General features: G+C 44.7%; 24 protein-coding genes and 1 tRNA gene. 4 read left to right on the forward strand and 21 right to left on the reverse strand.

What is annotated here, in order from left to right:
• Window positions 1–3 precede the first annotated feature (3 nt).
• The 6 genes from CES79_RS05905 to fabZ all read right to left on the reverse strand — a co-directional run bounded on the left by CES79_RS05905 (window position 4) and on the right by fabZ (window position 4,130).
• Window positions 4–936: an ACP S-malonyltransferase gene (locus tag CES79_RS05905; RefSeq protein ID WP_054655066.1), complete on the reverse strand. Its 933-nt coding sequence runs from the start codon at window positions 934–936 to the stop codon at window positions 4–6.
• Window position 937: 1 nt separating this feature from the next.
• Window positions 938–1,870: a nitronate monooxygenase gene (locus CES79_RS05910; RefSeq protein WP_054655098.1), complete on the reverse strand. Its 933-nt coding sequence runs from the start codon at window positions 1,868–1,870 to the stop codon at window positions 938–940.
• A 21-nt stretch (window positions 1,871–1,891) separates the two neighbouring features.
• Window positions 1,892–2,140: an acyl carrier protein gene (locus CES79_RS05915; protein WP_054655064.1), complete on the reverse strand. Its 249-nt coding sequence runs from the start codon at window positions 2,138–2,140 to the stop codon at window positions 1,892–1,894.
• A gap of 29 nt (window positions 2,141–2,169) precedes the next feature.
• Window positions 2,170–3,147: a beta-ketoacyl-ACP synthase III gene (locus tag CES79_RS05920; RefSeq protein ID WP_089136604.1), complete on the reverse strand. Its 978-nt coding sequence runs from the start codon at window positions 3,145–3,147 to the stop codon at window positions 2,170–2,172.
• Window positions 3,148–3,158: 11 nt separating this feature from the next.
• The gene (locus CES79_RS05925) at window positions 3,159–3,617 is read right to left on the reverse strand and encodes a MarR family winged helix-turn-helix transcriptional regulator (RefSeq protein ID WP_089136666.1); all 459 of its coding nucleotides are present in this window, start codon (window positions 3,615–3,617) and stop codon (window positions 3,159–3,161) included.
• Window positions 3,618–3,686: 69 nt separating this feature from the next.
• Window positions 3,687–4,130, reverse strand: a complete 444-nt coding sequence (fabZ, locus tag CES79_RS05930) for a 3-hydroxyacyl-ACP dehydratase FabZ (RefSeq protein WP_089136605.1) — start codon at window positions 4,128–4,130, stop codon at window positions 3,687–3,689.
• A 247-nt stretch (window positions 4,131–4,377) separates the two neighbouring features.
• Here fabZ and CES79_RS05935 point away from each other — a divergent pair, with 247 nt between their 5' ends.
• Window positions 4,378–5,148 carry a biotin--[acetyl-CoA-carboxylase] ligase gene (locus CES79_RS05935; protein WP_159459467.1) on the forward strand — a complete coding sequence of 257 codons (771 nt, stop codon included), beginning with the start codon at window positions 4,378–4,380 and terminating at the stop codon, window positions 5,146–5,148.
• A gap of 63 nt (window positions 5,149–5,211) precedes the next feature.
• Window positions 5,212–5,535: a heavy metal-binding domain-containing protein gene (locus tag CES79_RS05940; RefSeq protein ID WP_054655060.1), complete on the forward strand. Its 324-nt coding sequence runs from the start codon at window positions 5,212–5,214 to the stop codon at window positions 5,533–5,535.
• Between the two features lie 53 nt (window positions 5,536–5,588).
• Here the strand turns inward: CES79_RS05940 and CES79_RS05945 are convergent, their stop codons facing one another.
• Entirely contained in the window at window positions 5,589–6,086 is a 498-nt protein-coding gene (locus tag CES79_RS05945) for an AP2 domain-containing protein (protein WP_054655057.1), read from the reverse strand.
• Window positions 6,087–6,486: 400 nt separating this feature from the next.
• On the opposite strand from CES79_RS05945, the gene CES79_RS05950 reads away from it, so the two are divergent.
• Window positions 6,487–6,560 (forward strand) — tRNA-Arg (locus CES79_RS05950).
• 518 nt (window positions 6,561–7,078) lie between these two features.
• Here the strand turns inward: CES79_RS05950 and CES79_RS05955 are convergent.
• The 6 genes from CES79_RS05955 to miaA all read right to left on the reverse strand — a co-directional run bounded on the left by CES79_RS05955 (window position 7,079) and on the right by miaA (window position 12,406).
• On the reverse strand, window positions 7,079–7,570 hold the full coding sequence (locus CES79_RS05955; protein ID WP_089136607.1) for a hypothetical protein: 492 nt from the start codon (window positions 7,568–7,570) through the stop codon (window positions 7,079–7,081).
• A 10-nt stretch (window positions 7,571–7,580) separates the two neighbouring features.
• The gene (locus CES79_RS05960; protein WP_089136608.1) at window positions 7,581–8,513 is read right to left on the reverse strand and encodes a hypothetical protein; all 933 of its coding nucleotides are present in this window, start codon (window positions 8,511–8,513) and stop codon (window positions 7,581–7,583) included.
• Entirely contained in the window at window positions 8,506–9,393 is an 888-nt protein-coding gene (locus CES79_RS05965) for an exonuclease SbcC (RefSeq protein WP_089136609.1), read from the reverse strand. Before CES79_RS05965 ends, CES79_RS05960 begins: the two co-directional genes overlap by 8 nt.
• Window positions 9,394–9,631: 238 nt before the next feature.
• Window positions 9,632–10,972, reverse strand: coding sequence for a type I glutamate--ammonia ligase (gene glnA / locus CES79_RS05970; protein ID WP_054655049.1), 1,341 nt, complete (start codon window positions 10,970–10,972; stop codon window positions 9,632–9,634).
• Between the two features lie 47 nt (window positions 10,973–11,019).
• On the reverse strand, window positions 11,020–11,403 hold the full coding sequence (locus CES79_RS05975) for a MerR family transcriptional regulator (protein ID WP_054655047.1): 384 nt from the start codon (window positions 11,401–11,403) through the stop codon (window positions 11,020–11,022).
• A 79-nt stretch (window positions 11,404–11,482) separates the two neighbouring features.
• A complete protein-coding gene (gene miaA, locus CES79_RS05980) occupies window positions 11,483–12,406 on the reverse strand; it encodes a tRNA (adenosine(37)-N6)-dimethylallyltransferase MiaA (RefSeq protein WP_089136610.1) in 924 nt (307 codons plus the stop codon).
• A gap of 105 nt (window positions 12,407–12,511) precedes the next feature.
• On the opposite strand from miaA, the gene CES79_RS05985 reads away from it, so the two are divergent.
• Complete coding sequence (locus CES79_RS05985; protein ID WP_089136611.1) at window positions 12,512–12,685, forward strand: DUF3042 family protein; 174 nt, start codon at window positions 12,512–12,514, stop codon at window positions 12,683–12,685.
• 153 nt (window positions 12,686–12,838) lie between these two features.
• Here CES79_RS05985 and CES79_RS05990 read toward each other — a convergent pair whose 3' ends face one another.
• From CES79_RS05990 to CES79_RS06025, 8 genes are all read right to left on the reverse strand, one after another.
• Window positions 12,839–13,699 (reverse strand): transporter substrate-binding domain-containing protein, encoded by an 861-nt coding sequence (locus CES79_RS05990; RefSeq protein WP_054655045.1) that lies wholly within the window; start codon window positions 13,697–13,699, stop codon window positions 12,839–12,841.
• A gap of 335 nt (window positions 13,700–14,034) precedes the next feature.
• Window positions 14,035–14,775 (reverse strand): amino acid ABC transporter ATP-binding protein, encoded by a 741-nt coding sequence (locus CES79_RS05995; protein WP_089136612.1) that lies wholly within the window; start codon window positions 14,773–14,775, stop codon window positions 14,035–14,037.
• Window positions 14,768–15,457 carry an amino acid ABC transporter permease gene (locus tag CES79_RS06000; RefSeq protein WP_089136613.1) on the reverse strand — a complete coding sequence of 230 codons (690 nt, stop codon included), beginning with the start codon at window positions 15,455–15,457 and terminating at the stop codon, window positions 14,768–14,770. The genes CES79_RS05995 and CES79_RS06000 overlap by 8 nt, the downstream gene beginning before the upstream one ends.
• Window positions 15,438–16,100 (reverse strand): amino acid ABC transporter permease, encoded by a 663-nt coding sequence (locus CES79_RS06005; RefSeq protein WP_054655043.1) that lies wholly within the window; start codon window positions 16,098–16,100, stop codon window positions 15,438–15,440. The genes CES79_RS06000 and CES79_RS06005 overlap by 20 nt, the downstream gene beginning before the upstream one ends.
• 504 nt (window positions 16,101–16,604) lie before the next feature.
• Complete coding sequence (locus CES79_RS06010) at window positions 16,605–18,017, reverse strand: PH domain-containing protein (RefSeq protein WP_089136614.1); 1,413 nt, start codon at window positions 18,015–18,017, stop codon at window positions 16,605–16,607.
• Window positions 18,007–18,483 (reverse strand): PH domain-containing protein, encoded by a 477-nt coding sequence (locus tag CES79_RS06015; RefSeq protein WP_170173460.1) that lies wholly within the window; start codon window positions 18,481–18,483, stop codon window positions 18,007–18,009. Before CES79_RS06015 ends, CES79_RS06010 begins: the two co-directional genes overlap by 11 nt.
• A gap of 156 nt (window positions 18,484–18,639) precedes the next feature.
• Window positions 18,640–19,050, reverse strand: a complete 411-nt coding sequence (locus tag CES79_RS06020) for a rhodanese-like domain-containing protein (RefSeq protein WP_089136616.1) — start codon at window positions 19,048–19,050, stop codon at window positions 18,640–18,642.
• 26 nt (window positions 19,051–19,076) lie between these two features.
• Window positions 19,077–20,051 (reverse strand): ROK family glucokinase, encoded by a 975-nt coding sequence (locus CES79_RS06025; RefSeq protein WP_054655034.1) that lies wholly within the window; start codon window positions 20,049–20,051, stop codon window positions 19,077–19,079.
• Window positions 20,052–20,057: the final 6 nt, after the last annotated feature.

Consider the following 20,057-nt stretch of genomic DNA (forward strand, 5'->3'; position numbering starts at 1 on the left):
TGACTATTCACTCCTTAATGCCGCTAACGTTTTATCAAGGGAAGCCAGATCATCAATGTGATAATAATCAATCCCCTTAACCGTTTTGCGAGCAAACCCCATCAACGTTTTACCAGGACCCAGCTCGATGACCGCATCAACTTGACCCTGCAGCTGTTGAATCGCATCCGTGAACCGGGTGGTGGAAACCAGCTGCTGCGTAAGTGTCACCGTCAGCTCATTAGGGTCAAACGGTGCTCCAGTGGTCGTGCTGATCACCGGAAATGTTCCTTGCGACCAGTTGACCTTGGCTAGAGCGGCTTGCAGGCTTTCCTGAGCCGGCTGCATCAATGGTGTATGAAAGGCCCCGCTAACGTTTAGTGGCACCATTCGTCTCACCCCCTGTGACTGAAGGTCAGTAACCGCTGCGTCTACGGCAGCAGTTTCACCGCCGATCACAACTTGTTTTGGCGTATTGATATTGGCAATCGCCACGATTCCTTTTACGGTAGCCGCATCACAAGCCGCCTGAATCACTGATAATGGCGTGTTCATGATGGCCACCATCTTGCTGGGTTTGGCATCACTGGCTTGCTGCATCAGTTCGCCACGTAATTTAACTAGTCGCAAGGCATCATCAATGTCAACACAACCACTGGCAGCTAAAGCACTATACTCACCTAAGCTCAGCCCGATACCCGCCACAACGGCTGGTAATTGCGGCTGAACCGTTTTATAAAGCGCCCAGCTCATCGCCACAATGGCCGCTTGGGCGTACCGGGTTTCAGACAACTGTTCAGCATGACCCGCATCAAAGTAAAGTTTGGGCAGATCCAGTTCCAGCGTTTGACTGGCCTGGTCAATGGCCGCCTTATAAGTCTGGTTTTGCTGATACAGATCCATACCCATACCGGTCTTTTGTGACCCTTGGCCGCTAAATAATAACCCGATTTTCAAGTTAGACACCACCCATCAATTGCGTTGCCTGCTGATAAACGTCAGCTAAAATTTCTGCTGCCGGCTGGGCCTGTCTGACCATGCCTGCCACCTGACCTGCCATGTAAGCCCCATTCTCGCGGTCACCAGTTAACACGGCGTTGCGTAAAGCACCGTTACCGATTTCCTCAACTTCGCTAAAGTCCGGGTCAGCCTTGGCTGCTTCCGTCTTCTCAAGCCTAACAAAGCGTTTAGCCATGGGATTTTTTAACACTCGAGCTGGGTGCCCGGCAAATTCACCCGTGATCATGGTATCGATGTCCTTAGCTTTGAGCACCGCTTCTTTATAGGTGGGATGGACTTTGGATTCAGTGGCCACTAAAAACCGCGTGCCCATTTGACCCCCAATCGCCCCCAGCATAAACGCGGCTGCCAAACCACGGCCATCACCAATTCCGCCAGCAGCGATTACCGGAATGTTAATGGCATCAACTACTTGGGGAACTAACGCCATGGTGGTGAGCTTACCAATGTGGCCCCCCGACTCCATGCCTTCAGCAACCACTGCATCAGCTCCCACTCGAGCCATCCGTTTGGCTAAAGCAACTGAGCCGACAACGGGAATCACTTTAATGTTGGCCGCTTTGAATTCAGGCAGGTACTTGGACGGATCACCAGCACCCGTTGTCACCACCGTAATGCTGTCATGGGCGCTTAAAATAACTTTTACGACATCGTCAACGTGCGGTGACAGCAGCATGACGTTCACGCCAAAGGGCCGGTCTGTCAGTGCTCTAGCCCGTTTAATTTCCCCTTCGACCACTTCACCGGAAGCATGACCCGCACCAATGATGCCTAATCCGCCAGCGTTGGAAACCGCTGCTGCTAACCGGCCATCTGCGACCCATGCCATACCGCCCTGAAAAATGGGATATTTTAATCCTAATGACTGCATAAATGGATCTAAAGGTCTCACTTATTTCTGCTCCTGAGCTAATTGCTTTTCAACGAAGGTCACCAGATCAGAGACGGTTTCAATCCCCTCTTCAGTTTCGATCTTGATATCAAACTCATCTTCAATTTCGTTAATAACTTCAAAAATGTCTAGACTATCAGCATCTAAGTCTTCTTTGATGTTCGTCGTCAACGTGACCTTTTGCTTATCTTCACCCGTTTGATCCACAATAATTGCCTGTACTTTAGAAAAGATTTCGTCGTTAGTCATGATATTAAACTCCTTCATTGTCATTTATTTTAGTATTTGATTACTTGCGTGCCGACGGTCAGCCCGCCACCAAAACCACTCAGTACGATCGTTTGACCGCGCTTGATCACCCCAGCTTGAATCGCTTCAGCTAGTAAAATAGGCACGCTGGCAGCCGAAGTATTGCCATATGCAGCCACGTTTGATAAAAACTTATCACTGGGCTGGTTCAGCCGCTTAGCGATTTGGTCAATGATGCGTTGATTAGCCTGATGCAAGATAAAATAGTCAATGCCCTGAACTAATGGGCCAGCTTTTTGGAGCGCCCGTTCGATCGATGCCGGGACCTCGTGAGTAGCAAATTTATACACCGCCCGGCCATCCATTTCAAAATATTTCTGGTGGGCCGCCGTTGTATCCGTTGCAAAGACCGAATTCACTGGCTGATAACCAGCTGTTAGTCGGTCACTAAGCTCCCCAAAGGTCTGCAGATCAGTTGCCAGAAAAGCTGATATCTGTGACGGCTCATTTTTCAGCAAAACCCCCGCGGCACCGTCGCCAAACAAAACTGCGGTTGAGCGTTCGTGCCAATCGACCAATTTAGATAACACTTCGCCGCCAATCAGCATGCCGCGACTGCCAGTAACCTGCAACAGTCCCTCGGCAACTTTTAAGCCGTAGATAAAGCCGGAGCAGGCAGCGCTTAAATCAAAGGCAAAGGCTTTTTTCGCCCCAATTCTGCCCTGGACAATAGCTGCTGTGGCGGGTGTCAGATAATCTGGTGACATGGTCGCCACAATGATAAAATCCAAGTCTGCCGCCTGCCAACCAGCTTGCTGCAACAACTTCCGTGCAACTGACGTACACAGGTCACTGGTCGTCTGTCCAGTAGAAACGTGTCGCTGTTTGATCCCGGTTCGTGTGGTGATCCAGTCGTCTGAGGTCTCCATATAGGCATTCAGCTCGTCGTTTACAACCGTACGCGCCGGTACTGCACTGGCACTCTGGACAATTTGAATACCTGTCATTAAATCACCCCTCACTTCTTTGGAGTTGGATCGGCGAACTCCAGAAACGCTTCTAGATTCAAGAGCGCTTTTTCAATAATCTGCAGTTGTTCGTCATCCATATCTTTCGCAAAACTTTCAACCATCTTGCGGTGAAAAGATTCGTGCGCGCGGTAGATCAGCCGTCCTCGCCGCGTCAGCCCCAGTCGGACAAAACGACGATCATCGTCACTTCTGATTCGCTGCACGTAATCTTTTCTGACTAAATGATTGACCATGGTCGTCAGCGTCCCAGGCGTGATCCGTAATTCACGGGCCACCTGCGACGTGGTTTTATGTTCGTACATTGAAATGGCGTCCACAGCGTGTACTTCTTTGATGGAAATATCTTTGAACTGGCTCTGCCTGAGCGCTAATTCTTCCACCCGCACAATGTCGCCATAAACCGTTGTTAATAATTGATTGATCCGTTTAGCTGTCGCGTAATCCATGTGTTCACCACCCATTTTGATTCTCAAATAGTTCTAACATCAAAATAATAGCAGTGAGGATATAGGCCGTCAACGCACGGGTGCTTCGGGCTCAACAATAAACAACAGTTCCGCCGTTAAAACCACTTCTTCGTTGACCACAGCTTTGCAGGACACAACGCCCATATTGTCGCGCTGCTTTCTCATTTTGACTTTCAATGCTAACTGATCTGCAGCATGAACATCTTTTAGAAATTCAGCTTTGGAAATGCCACCAAGGTAAGCCGTTTTATGCGCAAACGCTGGTGACTTTAAAATCAGAATTGACGCCGCCTGTGCCAATGATTCAACGATCAGCGCTGGCGGCATCACGTACTCACCGGGACGAAAACCATTCACAAAGCTCTCATCCGCAGTCACGTTCTTGATTGCTGTAATTGATTCACCAGCCACTAGTTCTTTGACCCCATCCATGTAAAAAATCGGAAACCGGTTAGGAATCAGCGCCTGAATCTCTTGAGAAGTTAATTGCATATGACGCAAGACACCTCCTTCAAAACTATTTCAAACATCAAAGTATTTGATGGCAGTATCATATTCTAAACTAAGAGTCGCTGTCAAGTAATTTTCTAGAACGAACCGCTTCTAGCCCGTCTCTACCCAGCATTGAAGCTAATTATTTAAGAAATATTAAAGGCCTAGTAGTTTGAGTATCAAACTACTTCTTGAAATTTAGCTTAAATCATGTATGCTAGTCTTATCACATACTGGGGGTCAGAGAATGGATGATAACGATATCGAAAACGCGTTAAATACTCAAACTGACGCCAAGCTCAGCTTACTGCATTTTGCAACGATTGGTTCGACTAACCAATACGCCAAACAGCTCTGTGAGCATACCGCGTACCAAACGCCTTGTGTGGTGTGGGCGGACCAGCAAACAGCCGGTGTGGGCAAATTTTCCCGGCCCTTTTACTCCGCTGCTAATGGCGGACTCTATACCACTTTGATCATGCCCAACCTGTTAATTAGCGCCCCTAAAGTTGGTCTATTTACAACCAGTCTCGCAATGGCCACGGTGAGCGCCATTCAAACCTGTTTTAACCTCACCGTCGACGTCAAATGGGTCAACGATATTTACCTGCATGACCGTAAAATTGCCGGCATCCTAGTTGAACAAGGCGCCCATAATGCAATTATTATTGGTATTGGGATCAATCTGTTCCAGCAAAATTTCCCGAACGAGATTCAAAAAACAGCTGGTAATCTCCTGACTGCCGCACCTTCTGAAACGATTCGGCAACAATTTTTCATCACGCTGATCAGCCAGCTCTACCAGTCATGTTTTACCTATACCAATCTCAAATTTTTAAGTGACTATAAACGCCACCTCATGTTAATGGATCACCGAATTCAGCTGCAGCTGGGCCGTTCGGTGATCACCGGTACAGTGACTGATATCAATCAGTTAGGTCAGTTAGTCATCGTTGACGCAACGACTCACCAGCACCGCTCGATTCCCGCTGGTGAGGTCACCAAGGTTTTCCCGTGATCATTTGTCGCTTAATTAGGTGTAACATGCTAAACTGAACGCAAACCAAGGGAGGTTATTATCATGTCAGAAATTATTGTGACGACGACCGAAAAGATTCCCGGTCAGGAATACGAAATTATTGGCGAGGTATTCGGCCTGACCACGCAATCCAAAAACGTCGTGCGCAACATTGGTGCTGGGCTGAAGAACATCGTTGGTGGTGAAATCAAGGATTACACGAAAATGCTGGTGGAGTCTCGGGACACGGCTATTGAACGGTTAAGACAAAACGCTGTTAAAATGGGAGCGGATGCCGTGGTCATGATGCGGTTTGATTCAGGTTCGATCGGCACTGATATGCAGTCGGTAGCCGCCTACGGAACAGCTGTTAAATTTAGCCATTAAAAGTATCAAAAAAAGGGAGTACTGGATTTTATCCAGTGCTCCCTTTCAATAAACTACCCCACGACTTGTTTAGCCGTTTTAGTAGTAGTCCTGTGCCAGTATAATTTTTCAGCTTCTTTACGGGCATCAATGGCTTCTGCTTTATTATCAAAACTCTTCAGTAAGACATAGTGACCGCCATACATTAACCGCGCCAGCCAGCGATTCGTTGTCTTATCATATGACACGCCAACGACGCCAAAAGTATTACGTGGTGATTCTTTTAAAGAAGAAACCATAATGCCATCACTATTCCGCAGATTTGCTGGATTCCCCATATTTTTGGTGAACCCTTCGTTTTGACTGTAACGTTCATGGGCTAGTTCCCGGCGTAAACAACCGCAACTTCTCACGTAACCACCGCGAAGCCGAGCACCATCCACGGTAACGATCTTACCGCAGCTGCACCGGCATTCCCACAGCAAATCAGCGTTCTTGGGATCTTGTCCATTCTGACGAATTACCGTCAAGCGACCAAACTGCTTGCCTTTCATCTCAATCATTCTACTCATTACGCACACCCCATCCTTTAATGAAAATGACAACCTCCATTGAACATTTCACCGAAAATCTTTTATGCCTATTCACCAATTTGATTAATAATCTCATTAAAATTAAATGTACTCCTCCACAAGCGCTTTCAATTTTAATTAATTGGTTCGCACTAATTTTATCAGTGCTAGTGAGATATTTCAATTGTAAAGAGCTAAATGATGAGAAAAGTTATCTATTTTTTCATTAATTTACCATAATCATTAAAAATTTTGGTTCATTTTAGACCAAACAGCTAAGTTTTTTTTAATTGTAATTTCCAATTTCGAATAGATATTAGTTTAAGGTGTTTAAACCCACTTTTTGAATTGACTTAACCCCCAAATTCACATATAATTATACATGTTGTTTTATTGTTATGCGGCAATAGCTCAGCTGGATAGAGCAACGGTCTTCTAAACCGTAGGTCGAGGGTTCGAACCTCTCTTGCCGCACTAGATTAATCAGATCATTTCCAAGTAGCTGTCTCTTAGCTAACTTGGAATTTTTTTTGCCCTTTTTGGGTGTTAAAAGGTGGCTAGTTTCCCCCCATCTAAGCAATTCGTTTAAAGTCTTTTATCATCCCTTATTGAGCCATACATCTATTAATGTAAGGGCTTTCTGTGCTACGCAATGAATTATTTGTATTCTCAAATTTTTTTGATAAAATTACTTGCAAATTTTTCGTCACAAAACGATAATGTAACTGTAACGTAATTGAAATCTTTTATGGGGAGGCATTGCGATGATTTTTATTTCATTTATTATTGGCTTGTTTCTATTTGCAGGCGTATGGGAATTGTATCTCAGCGCAAGCCGTCAACGTGCACAATCGAAACACCTTGTTACCGCACCAAAGCACTCTTACTTGCAGCTATTTTTCAAATTACTACACATTAGCTAATTGCTTTTATATTTTACACAAAAGGCCCCGTTTATCACAAATGATAAACGGGGCCTTTGTTCAGTCAGCCTATTCATTCAAATAAGCATCTTGAATTTGAGTTTCAGTAAACTTAAGATCCACAAGACCGAACTTTAAGATCAAATGCCAAGCGTGCCGAAAAGCAGCCTGCTGCCGATCAAAAAACGATTGGTCGAGGAAGTGCGAAATCGCCAAATATTGTTGACTCGGGCTTTTAGCTGGTGCTTTATGAGCTAATTTATCCAAGTCTTCTGGCTTCATCACAATTAAGTGCGACCAAGTTTGTCTGGCGGCTACCTGAAACGTATGATCGATCACTTCAATATACGCTTTTAACAAGTCCTCAGACGACACAGCCGGCTTTTTTTGCCCCAGCTTAAACCAGCCCATCAGGTCAGACAAGTGAGCCAAAGAGACACTGAGTGCAACGTAGTCGACCCGTAGCCCCTCTTCTGGGCTCACTGCAACTTGATGGTCATAGTTATATTGATTCCGCCGCTGAATAGCGGTTTGTAGTAAATTTGCTAAATCTAATGTCAAAATGTCACCTCTAAAAAACTAAGCTGTCGGAACGAATCTGTAAATCACCAATATTTTCAAGGTACCATTTACGCAAGAACGGATATTCTAGCAAGACCTTAAACCAGGATACTGACTGGTCTTTATCGGTCACGTAAAGACCCCAAGCTGCCCCGCCATTGGCGTTGTGGCTCGCAATTTTAAGCGTTAGGTCCGGTGCCAGTTCCAAAACAGCACCATCCTTATCGTGCTTCAGCATATAGTTTTCCTGTGCTGCAGCCACGAATAATTTATCAACCACTTCACTGCCCAAGTTACTAGTGGCAAATTCGTAAAATTCATTATTATTTGTATCTAACAAGTTGAAGTCCACATCAAAGCCGAAGTCGGTTTTAAGGGCCTGGCCAAATGCAATTAACAAATCAGTCGCCGTCAGTAATTGATCCTTTTCGATCTTGTCGGCATACGTCTCAACAAATAGCTTCGTAATGGCACTGCTATTGAACCGCATCATCCGTCGTGAAAGGTTTAAATAAAAGAGTGTCTCATTCGTGACCCGGTCCTGATAATAGACCCCGCCATTAGAATCATTAGCACCGACAAACGCAAACACCCCGAGATCACCCAACGCGGCGATCTGCTGAGTCAGGTGCTGATCATCTTCGTGAGATTCCAAGGTAATGGCTTCACCTTGGTCATGCAGCTCCAATAAACGGCTCATAAAGATTAGGTAGTAGTCCGCGTTATTGTACTGATGCGGAAACGTGACATAATCACTATCAAGCTCAAAAACGGACAGTGTTTGAGCTGCTTCAACCAATTTTTTAGGATCCTTCGTGTTGATCAATTGGTCCATGAGTTCGGTGAATTGCTGACCAGTCTTTAATCCCTCTTTGACCGCATTATTATAGGATAATAACCGTCCGCTAGTACTTAGCGTTGATGGATCGTTCTCATTAATCATCAGCCTTCACCTGCCCTTTACCAATTAAATTTGTCAGGTAATCCGTATACAAACTCTGATTATGTGATTCAAAGTGTGAAAAGTCTTCAAATTTTTGCTGGATACTTTGTTTTTCGTAGGTTAAAATCGTATCTTCTTTTGACAAGCTCAGAATCTTTTCATCATTTTCCTTGATCTTTTTGTTAGCATTAATCGCTTCTTCATCGTCATCTGCTAATTTCGACAGCTGATCGACAATCCCTTGGCGTTCTTCTTTGACCTTACCAGAATCCCAAGGCAACGTGCTTTTTTGACTGACTTCTTTCAATTGCTGTCTGAGCTTTTCCTTTTCGTGGTCACGTTCATCCTGGCCTTCGATCAGTTTTTGCAGTTCAGCACTATTAGCGGTGATATCAGCGATGTTTTCTGTGTTATATCGCTGATTGAGCGCATCGAGCTCAAAAGCCCGCTTAAGCTTGTTATATTCGGTTTCATCAAACTTAAAAGCCACGTTTAAAACGTCCAATTTACCAAATTTACGGCGATCCCACCAATTACCAAAGTAAATGTCAAATTCGCCGTCCTTAACTTCATCATAGTAGAAGAAAGGATAGGTTTGTCCGAGGTAATCGATCAGCTTTTCGCTTAAGTAATGGCTCAATTGTTCATGATCATCAGCCACTAAGTCTGCTAATTCCTGCGTTTTAGTTGTTGAACGCGACTTCTTAACTTCCCGCTCATAACGGGTCTTATCGATCAGCTCGTAAATCTGACGATCATCATGGTCGTGGAGTGCTGATTGAAGGGTCTGCAAATAGTTAATTTTTTGGGTGATAGATGAGTCAAGCTGAGCCTGGCCTGGCGTAACTTCTTGCGTTGTATCTTCATTATTATTCGGCATTTAATTATCCCTCGATTGTTATTTCTCACTGTACATAGTTTAATCTTAAATGATAATTTAAGATTAATAAAGCGGTTTTAAAGAAAAAGTTGAGATTTAAAGGAAATCTGAATCATTCCCCACACTCAACACAGCGTGATTACCGTAACGTTTTGATAGTCATTTTAACCAAAATAAATAGCCTGCCGATTAGTCAAATGACTGGTCAGCAGGCTATTATTAAATTCAGTTTAAAAGTTTAGTATTGTTCGAGGTATTGATCGCGTTCCCACTTAGAAACTTGGGTACGGTAAGCATCATATTCCAAATTCTTAGCTTCAATGAAGCTGGCATATAGATGCGGACCCATTGCTTTGCGCATGACTTCATCAGCAGACAAGTCTTTCAATGCGTTGTGCAAGGTATCTGGTAAGTTGGTAATGTGGCTTTCGCGACGTTCCTTATCATCCATCCGGTAAATGTTACGATCAACGGATTCTTCAGGCACCATCTTATTATTCAAGCCGTCCAGGCCAGCTTCCAAAACAGCAGCAATGGCGAGGTATGGGTTAGCGGTTGGGTCAACACTCCGGAGTTCAAGACGGGTTGATAAACCACGAGAACTTGGTACCCGGATCAATGGTGACCGGTTGGAACCAGACCAAGCAACGTAAACGGGTGCTTCGTAACCGGGAACTAACCGCTTGTATGAGTTAACAGTTGGGTTGCAGATAGCAGTAAAGCTACGAGCATGTTTCAATAGACCACCCAAGAAGTAGTAGGCAGTTTGTGATAACTGCAGATCACCCTTTTCATCGTAGAAGGCATTCCCCTTGTCATGGAAGAGTGACATGTTCAAATGCATCCCGGAACCATTGATACCAGTCAAAGGCTTTGGCATGAAGGTTGCGTATAACCCAAACTTACGGGCAACCGTCTTAACCACCAGCTTAAAGGTTTGAATGTTATCAGCAGCGTGCAAGGCATCAGCATACTTGAAATCAATTTCGTGTTGGCCTGGTGCCACTTCATGGTGGGCAGCTTCAACATCAAAGCCCATGTCTTCCAAGGTTAACACAATTTCACGCCGGCAATTTTCACCCAAATCCATCGGGGCCATATCGAAGTATGAGCCTTGGTCATTTAAGTCCATTGTTGGCTTACCCTTATCATCCATCTTAAATAGGAAGAATTCTGGTTCTGGTCCAATGTTGAAATCAGTAAACCCAGCTTTACGCATATCACCGAGGACCCGGATCAAGTTGTTTCGTGGATCGCCTTCAAATGGCTTGTTATCTGGTGTATAAACTTCACAAATAACACGGGCGATTTTACCACGATCACTGCTCCAAGGGAAAATCATCCAGGTTGAAAGATCAGGATAAAGGTACATGTCACTTTCTTCAATGCGGACAAAGCCGTCGATTGAAGAACCATCAAACATTAATTTGTTATCAAGTAACTTTTCCAATTGAGAAATTGGTACTTCAACGTTTTTGATTGTTCCAAACAGATCCGTAAACATCAGCCGTAAGAATTGAACATCCTCGTCTTTGGCCATTTGACGAATATCGTCTTTGCTGTAATCGTGTTTTGGCATAAAATCGCTCCTTGAATGATAGATTGTGTTAATAGTCAGCAATAATGTTACTTAAGGGGGCGCTGTGAATGTAATGAAGTCCCAGAATTAGGTTCAAGTCCACTAATATTCAAAAATTCATCATGTAAGATTCGACGAACATCGTTATCAGTCAACGAATCGTTTTTCAGTTCATTTTGACGTTTCTTTTGTTGGGCATAAATTGCTTTGATGCCTGCCATGTTGATGCCATCATTTAAATAATCTTTGATTTCAAGCAGCTTATCAATATCGTTTAGTGAATACATCCGCCGGTTACCTTCCGTTCGTTGCGGAATCACCAGCTCCTGTTCCTCATAATAACGAATCTGACGGGCCGAAAGATCAGTTAACTTCATGACCGTACCAATTGGCAAAACTGACTTGGATCGCTGTAGTTCTTTTTCTGCCATTACACTCACCTCCCTCTAACAAGTTTAATCATACCACTATTCGTTTGCCTGTCAACACTTCATGTCATGTTTTATTACATCATTTTTCTAACCAGGCTGAAACCGCCGTACCAATGGCTTCCTTTGGGGTTGGATCAGCGATAATATCGTACCAATGGACCGGAATCTGGTGCCGAAACCAGGTCAACTGCCGTTTGGCGTAGTGCCTAGTATCCTGTTTGATTTTTTCAATCGCTGATGCTTTTGAAATATCATCCTTAAAGTAGGGGAAGAGTTCCCGATAACCAATTCCCTTACCGGACTGCCACTGTTCACCGCCTGCTTCATACAGTTTGCGGGCTTCTTCCAGTAAGCCCATCGACAGCATTTGGTCGACTCGCTGATTGATCCGTTCGTATACCTTGGCGCGATCGGTATTCAGGCCAATCACATAGGCATCGTATCTGGGTTGCAGCGTCGTTTGCTGCTTCGAAAACAGGGTTCCCGTCCGTTCATACACCTCTAGTGCCCGGACCACTCTGCGTTCGTTTGTGACCGGAATCTTGCAAGCAGCGTCCGGATCGATCTCATTTAACTGATCCCACAGTGCCTGTTGACCATGCACCGTGGCGTAGTCATGCCATTTATTTCTAACTTGTTTGGATTGTTCAAAATGATCGCCGCCCAGGTTCATGTCGTAGAGCAGCGCTTTCAGGTAAAATCCGGTTCCTCCCACGATCATGGGCAAACCGCCCCGCGCAGAAATGTCGTCAATTAACCGCCTGCTTTCCGCCACAAAATCAGCCACGGAATACCGTTCATCGATATTGCGAATATCAATTAAATAATGCGGGATGTGTTGCCGTTCTGCGGGCATGATCTTAGCCGTCCCAATATCTAACCCCCGGTAGACCTGCATGGAGTCCCCAGAGATAATCTCCCCTTGAAATTTGGCTGCCAGTTCCAAAGATAGCGCGGTCTTGCCCACCGCTGTCGGCCCAATAATGGCCAATACTTTCTTCACGTTTATCACTCCGTTATAATTTTGTTAATTACTGGAAATTCAAGCCTAAAACCTGCATAATGTAGGTAATCAATCATATTTTAACCTGTTAGGGGGTCTTTAACAATGAAACATTTTGTCAAGGGATTTTTATTTGGCGCAGTCGCTACAGTCGGTGCAGTCGCTGGTGCCGCTTTATCGTTTAAGAAAAAGGTTGTTGAGCCCATCGAAGACGAAGAAGAACGGTTTGAAGAAAACCGTAAACGGGCCGCTCGTAAATCACGTTCTGCTCACCACTAGACAGTTAATAACGAAGATGCGATGCCCGCTACTTAATCAGTAGCGGGTTTTTATTGCTACTAAAAGATCAAATAAAAAGGCTTATCACCCGAATTCTTGTCATTTTACAAGGATTCGGGTGATAAGCCTTTATTTGTAACTTAATAACTTACTTTATTTAATCACAATATCTGATGGTCGAACTTCTTTACCGAAGTATGGCTTCAATTGTGAATTGTAATCTTTTTCAAAGAAACCATTATTGTTCAACTTCTTGATATCCTTATTCGTCCAGTTCAAAAGGGACTTGTTACCCTTCTTAACGGCTGGCGCAATGTATTGCTTAGGACCGATGGACTTAATGCCAACGGTAAACTTCGGCTGGTTCTTAACCCAGGCGTAAAGGTAAGAATTATCATCCGCTAAAGCGACCCCACGATTGTTCTTTAAGGCGTTAAACTGCTGCGTCTTAGAATCAAACTTCAACAGGTTGACGTTTTGCTGCTTTGTCGTGAAGTAGTTTTCAGCAGTGGTCCCCTTAGTGACGATCAAACTCTTGTTTTGCAGCTGACTGACCTTGGTCACCGGCTTAGACTTCGGTGATACCACGCCCACAGAAACCTTCATGTATGGTGACGCAAAGTCAATCACTTGTTTCCGCTGCGGCGTCACGGTGAAGTTCGCCAAAACTAAATCAACTTTATTGGAGTTCAATGCATCCACTCGGTTATTAGCATTGACCTGCACAAATTTCGGCTTAACCTTAAGATCCTTGGCAATTTGCCGTGCTAACGTCAAATCATAACCGACTCGTTGACCCTGCTTGTTGACCCAGCCGTATGGTGGCAGATCGCCGAAGACCGCGATTCGAATCGTCCCACGCTTCTTGATCTGTTGAACCGTGCTGGGATTATTGCTGCTCGAACTGGCCGATTTGCTGCTCTTACTGCTACTGCCGCAACCGCTTAAGACCAACGTTAAACTAGCTGCAATTCCTAAGAACAAGGCGAGTTTCTTGAACCCAAATTTCTTCATCTGTGTATCCTCCTATATTTTTGATTGGTTTTTTAAAGCCTGGTTGGTTAATTAAATGTGATACCTGTAAATAATGGCTACTGTTTTCGGCTTCTCAGCCGAAACGTGTTCAGCAAGGCAGATAGCTGCATGTAAGCGAACTTTAACATAAATCCAAACCCGGGATTTCTGTCAGCCTTCTTTTAAATGATGGCTACCCTGTTTTCGGCTATCCAGCCGAAACGTGTTCAGCAAGCCAGACAGCTGCATGTAAGCAAGCTTCAACATAAATCCAAACCCGGGATTTCTGTCAAAGCTTGCTTACACTCCGCTATCTTACCGGCTTGCTTCACACTCTAGAAATCCATACTCTCCAAAAATTCCTTGGCCCGATCCGTTTGCGGCTGCTTGAAGAACTGGTCACCCTTAGTTTGTTCCAAAATCTTGCCATCTTCCAAGAATAAAACCCGGTCAGCAATTTGCTGGGCGAAGTTCATTTCGTGAGTCACTACGATCATCGTCATATCAGAATCTTGGGCCAATTTTGAAATGATGTTCAGCACGCCCCGGACCATTTCCGGATCAAGCGAAGCAGTAACTTCATCAAACAGCATTAGCTCGGGGTTCAACGCTAAAGCGCGCACAATGGCGATCCGCTGTTTTTGACCACCCGATAACTGCCGCGGATACACGTTTTCGTATTCCCGCAAGCCCACTTGATCGAGCAATTTTTCAGCCGCTGCTTTTGCTGTTTCTCTTGACTGCTTTTGCACCTTAACGGGGCCTAGCAAGATATTATCTAACACCGTTAAATTAGGAAATAAATCATAGGATTGAAACACCATGCCAATTTTTTGACGGAGCTTCTGCCAGTTTTTTTCCGTTGGTACCACCTGGTCACCGTTAAAGCTCACCGTTCCGTTTTGATAAGGTTCCAATCCGTTCAAACACCGGATCAGCGTACTTTTTCCCGACCCAGATGGACCTAACAGCGCCACAACCTCACCCTGATCAATTGAAAAATTGATATCGTGCAGGATGTGGTCTTTTTGATAATATTTCTCCAAATGTTCGACTTTGATCACTTGTTTAGCCATTTGCCCGCTCCAATCTCTTCTTATCCATCCGTTTTGCCCACCAGGACAGTGGGTAGTCGATCGCAAAATACATCACGAAGATGATGCCGTAAACCCAAAAAACACCCGTGGGATACTTTTGATTATTAGCTTCTACCACTTGCTGACCGACGTTAATGACATCCATCACACTGATCAGCATGAGCAGTGAAGTCGTTTTGATCACCCGGGTCACCAGATTAATGGTGGCGGGCAATTCCAAGGAAACCGCCTGCGGAATCAAGACGTAGCGGTAAAGCTGCAACCGGTTAAGGCCAATTGCCATACCCGATTCACGCTGGTGCTTGGGTACCGAGATCAACGCGCCACGCACGATATCACTCATTTCAGCGGCCGTCCACAGCGCAAACACAAGCGTTGCTACTTGGTTAGCGGGCAGGTTAACCCCTAATTGTTTCGGTAAAATATAGTAAAACAAGAAGAGCAAAACCACGGTTGGTACGATCCGGAAGAATTCCAGATAGAGCCGTAACACTAACCGTAATAACCGGTTAGGAAAGGTTCGTAAAACACCTAAGATCACACCTAAGATCAATCCTAAGACTAACGCAACCGCCGCAATTTCAACGGTCGTCCATAACCCGCCAAATAACCGGATGAGGTTGCGCCCTTCGAATAAAACATTAATTCCCGAATGCGCCATAACGAACCCTCTTTTCTAGTAGCGTCAAAATAATTGACAACGGAATCAAAATAATCGCGTACCCAATCACGAGCACTAACAGATACTCGCTGGACCGGTAATACATCCCGATCAAATCCAGTGCGGTGTTGGTTAATTCCGGAATCGCAATCACCGTAAAGATCGAGGTCTCCTTGATCAAGAAAATGATGTTGGCGGCCAACGCGGGCACACTTAACGTAAATCCTTGGGGAAAAACAACGTAACGGGCCAATTGCATCCGCGATAAACCAATTGCTTTACCAGTTTCAACTTGGGTTTTACTGACGCCGTCGAACCCGCCGTTGAATCCTTCGGCCATGTAACTGCCACCGAGGAAGATTAGGCCAACGATGCCACACAATTCAGCGTTTAACTTAAACCCAAAAACCGGAAAGGCGTAATACAGGAAGAACAGCTGTACTAGCAGCGGCGTGTTTCGGGAAATCTCAACGTAAACGGCAGCTATCTGACTGAATACCGGTACCCGAAAGTACTTTAACAAGCTACAGATCAGGCCAACGATAATCGAACCGATGATCCCGATAAATGACAGCCAAAGGGTCAGTATGAAGCCCTTTTCAAAAAGCGGTAAACTTTGCTGGATAATTTGCCAGCTACTCATGTGATTTTGCCCCCTGACTTAAAATTATCACATTATATTTTAATCTTGTTTTAGAAATTACTCAGTTTTGGCAAATAAAAAAGCCCCCATCAGCTCATTTCTAAACTGATAGGGACGATTAAAATCGCTATTCCACCCTAGTAATATACTATCTATGGCTCGTCATCAAGCCCGGGACGATAACGTGTCCTAACGGTCTGCTATTGAGCAGATGGGTTTCTTGAGCAGGCGCACTTCGTTAAATCACTAGGATCCCTTTTCATCAACTGGGACTTTCTGTACCTAGCAGATTCAATTACTCTTCTCGCTCATAACCTCTAAAATAAGATTAAAATGAAATGAAAATGTAAACCTTTATTGGCTCCTATTATAAAGGGCTGAAATTACACTTGTCAACCCTCCACGAATAATATTCTGAATATTATTCCCAACAGTTAATATCCTACCACTTCTTGTGAAAATGGTACACGCGTTTGCTTACTTTTTATCAGAAAATTTCATTTTTTATCTGCGATACCATTCATAAAGTGATTGCGCCACCTGGGCCGGTAAGTAGCGAACCTCAACTTCCTGGACGGCATCACCATGCCGTAATTCAAGCTGCAAATGTGCGAGCTGAGCACGTTTCATCCAAACTGATTGCGTCACCATCATGGCCTGAATGCGATGTTTAGGAATTAGATAAGTCGATCGTTTAAAAAAGTGACCATCCTGCGTACTCATCAACTGCGGGCTTAAAATCGCCACACCCATATTCCGGCCAGAGTAGGCCCCTAATCCCACCGCTATTGGCAATGCGACTAGTGAAAGCCAGCCCCATGGCCGAAAAACGATTCCTAAAATCAAGACTGGCACAGTGACAATCATAACGGCATTGCGAATTAATAACCATTTTGCCCACGGACTGATCCGGGTATACGTTGGCAGCACTTGCGGCAGCCACTGAATAAAAGTACGCGCCTGGCTATAGTGCTGCTGCTTGACTACCGGCATCATAACCAGATTATTCTGATCCTCATTATTGGTCGCTGATGACGCCAGTATCACTTGAACTGACACCAGTTTTAGCCATTGTCTAAGAATCGTTTGCGAAATGACCACTGCTTGAATTCGGTCCAATGAAGCCACAATCGTATTTCGCTGAAAAAAGCCCTTTTCAGTCAACAGTCGCTGATCTTGTTTTGCCAGTTGAAAATGATAATAGCGCTGAATAATAATCAGATAGCTGATCAGTATTCCAGTAATCAAGACCCCGATCACAGCCCCCACAATGACTAAAACACTAAACTGTGATGTGCGACTAAGCACCGCATTCAACCATTTTTGCGGCAGTATATCATCCAGCTTACCGTACAGCCAGCCCAAAGCAATCAGCAGTGGCATAATCCCCATGGACGTTACCGCATAAGCGTTTAAATCCGACCAGTTGATGCGGTAAACGGTGCTGGGTTTCGTCTTGTAAGTAGTTATTGCAGACGTTTGAGAACCACCATTGACCACCGCCTGCAACTGATCGACCACGTGTTTAGTGACCATTGGCAACTGGCCTTCCGCTTTGGCATGGGATTGACCAGCCGTTTCGATGCTCACCGCAAAGACGTGAAATGGTTTCATGTAAAACCACTGTTTCAGCTGTAAAGTTTGAATCCGGTTATAGGGGATGTGAATCTGCTGGCGAAAAATAACGCCCGAATGAATGGTGATTGCCTGATTTCCCAATTCATACGTCAGGCACCAATATTTTAGGATCGCTAACAGGATTGCTAACGACACCACAATCCCTAAAATCGTGAAATACTGCCACTGTTTTAGGGCTTTAAATAACCCAAACACGATTAGGACTGAAAAAATCACGTTGACGAGGTTCTTCCACATCATTGGCAAGATTGCCAGCGGATGTAAGTGTTTAGCGGTCATCCGGCTTCGCCTCCAGTGCTAAGGCCATGATCTGCTGCTTTAATTGTTGGGCGGTTTCCGGTAATACCGACTCAATCTTGTGAGACGTCGCAGCCGTTTCAATACTGACAGTCTGCAGCTTTTGCCACTGAAGAATCGGGCCAGCTTCCAGCGTGACATTTTGAATGCGGTTAATGGGAATCGCCGTTTGCTGGTGAAAAAAGAACCCCGATTCAATTTCCACGTCACGTTCTGAAATCCGGTAACGCCAAAACCGGTAGCGATAAGGAATCAATGCCAGCTCGATAACAACCTCAGCGACGGTCAAACCCGCACTGATCAGCCAAAATAAGCGTGACCATTGCCAAATGACGGTGGCCGTTAATAGACCTCCCGTAATCAACAATCCGACTAAAAATGAACATCCCGCACTAATCCGCCACACCGTTTTAATCTTTGCTGGTAACGCCTGTCCGCTTTCCATAATGCCCTCCGATTAGTTAACCAGTTGCTTTTACTAGTATTAGAATAACCGATTACTTGAAAATTAGCTATGATGTCGCCATAAAAAAAGCCTGACCCCTGTTAAACACAGAGATCAAGCCAATGATTAAAAAATTCATTTATTTACTTTTTATAAACCTTATTCGGACTTTTTAGTCTTACCATCCCACCGTGCGTAACCGGTCTTTAAGATATAGATCTCTTTGTAACCATGCTTTTTTAAAAGCACCGCTGACCGCGAACTCATGGTTTTCCCTTGATCATAAAGGTAAACGGGCAGATCTTTTCTGATCTGTTGATAATAAGCGCGCATAGTTGAGTAAGGGACGCTGCGAGCACCTAAAATGTGCCCGGCATCAAAAACCTTCTTCTCTCTTACGTCAATGACTTGAGCTTTACGCATACCTGCTCTAAAAGTTTTTTCATCAATTAACGTTGCGGCTTGATTGCGTTGATAGATACCATAAAGATACCAACAAGCATACGCAACTAACAAGATAACTAAAACAATCGTATAAAGTGCCGATGTCGAAATTGCTGCAACAACCATGTATCTCGTCCTTCCAAATTAACTAATTAAGCGCCTGCGTTTTCAAACCGGAGTGCCAATGAAGCAGCACCAATTGCACCAGCATCATTACCAAGCTGAGCCAGCTTAATTCGGGTTGAATCACGAACAGCAGGAAAGGTGTTTTCCTGGAAGTAACGGGTAGTTGGTTGCAGTAAGGTGTTACCGGCTGCTGAAACACCACCACCAATGATAATATTGGCAGGATTTAAGATATTGGCACAGTTAGCTAATGCTAAACCAAGGTAAGAAGAAACCTTATCCACGATCCGGTTAGCTAAGATATCACCATTATCGGCCAAGTAGACCACCATCTTAGAGGTAACTTCTTCATGGTTATCAAAGAGTTCCTTCAACCGTGATTTACCGGTAAATTCAGCCGCCATGTCCTTAGCAACGTGGACGATCCCAGTTGCTGAAGAGTACTGTTCAAGACAGCCGCGTTTGCCACAAGTACATAGGTAGCCGTTTGGTTGTACCGTAATATGCCCAATCTCACCAGCACCACCGTTAATCCCGTGTAAGAGTTGGCCGCCAGCAATGACACCGCCGCCGACACCAGTTCCAAGGGTGACAAAAATGACGTCTTGATCCTTTTCGCCGGCACCCTTCCAGAACTCACCCAGAGCGGCAACGTTAGCATCGTTTTCCAAAACGAGTTGTAAACCAACACCTGCTTGAATCTGATCACGCACGTGCTGAGTGGTCTTCCAATTTAAGTTGAAAGCACCAATAACTGTCCCATTTTCAATATCGACAGCCCCTGGCGTACCCATTCCGATACCCATAAACTGATCCTTAGTATAACCAGCATCCGTCATCGTTTTCTTAAGTGACGTAATAATATTCGGCACAATGTGCTTACCATTTTCACTGATATCAGTAGGAATGCTCCACTTTTGCAGAATGTCGCCATCCTGAGAGACAAACGCAATCTTAGTGGTGGTCCCACCTAAATCAATACCAATCAAACTCTTTGCCATGAACTT

Origin of the sequence: Secundilactobacillus silagei JCM 19001 (assembly GCF_002217945.1) — a bacterium.
Taxonomy (GTDB): Bacteria; Bacillota; Bacilli; order Lactobacillales; family Lactobacillaceae; genus Secundilactobacillus; species Secundilactobacillus silagei.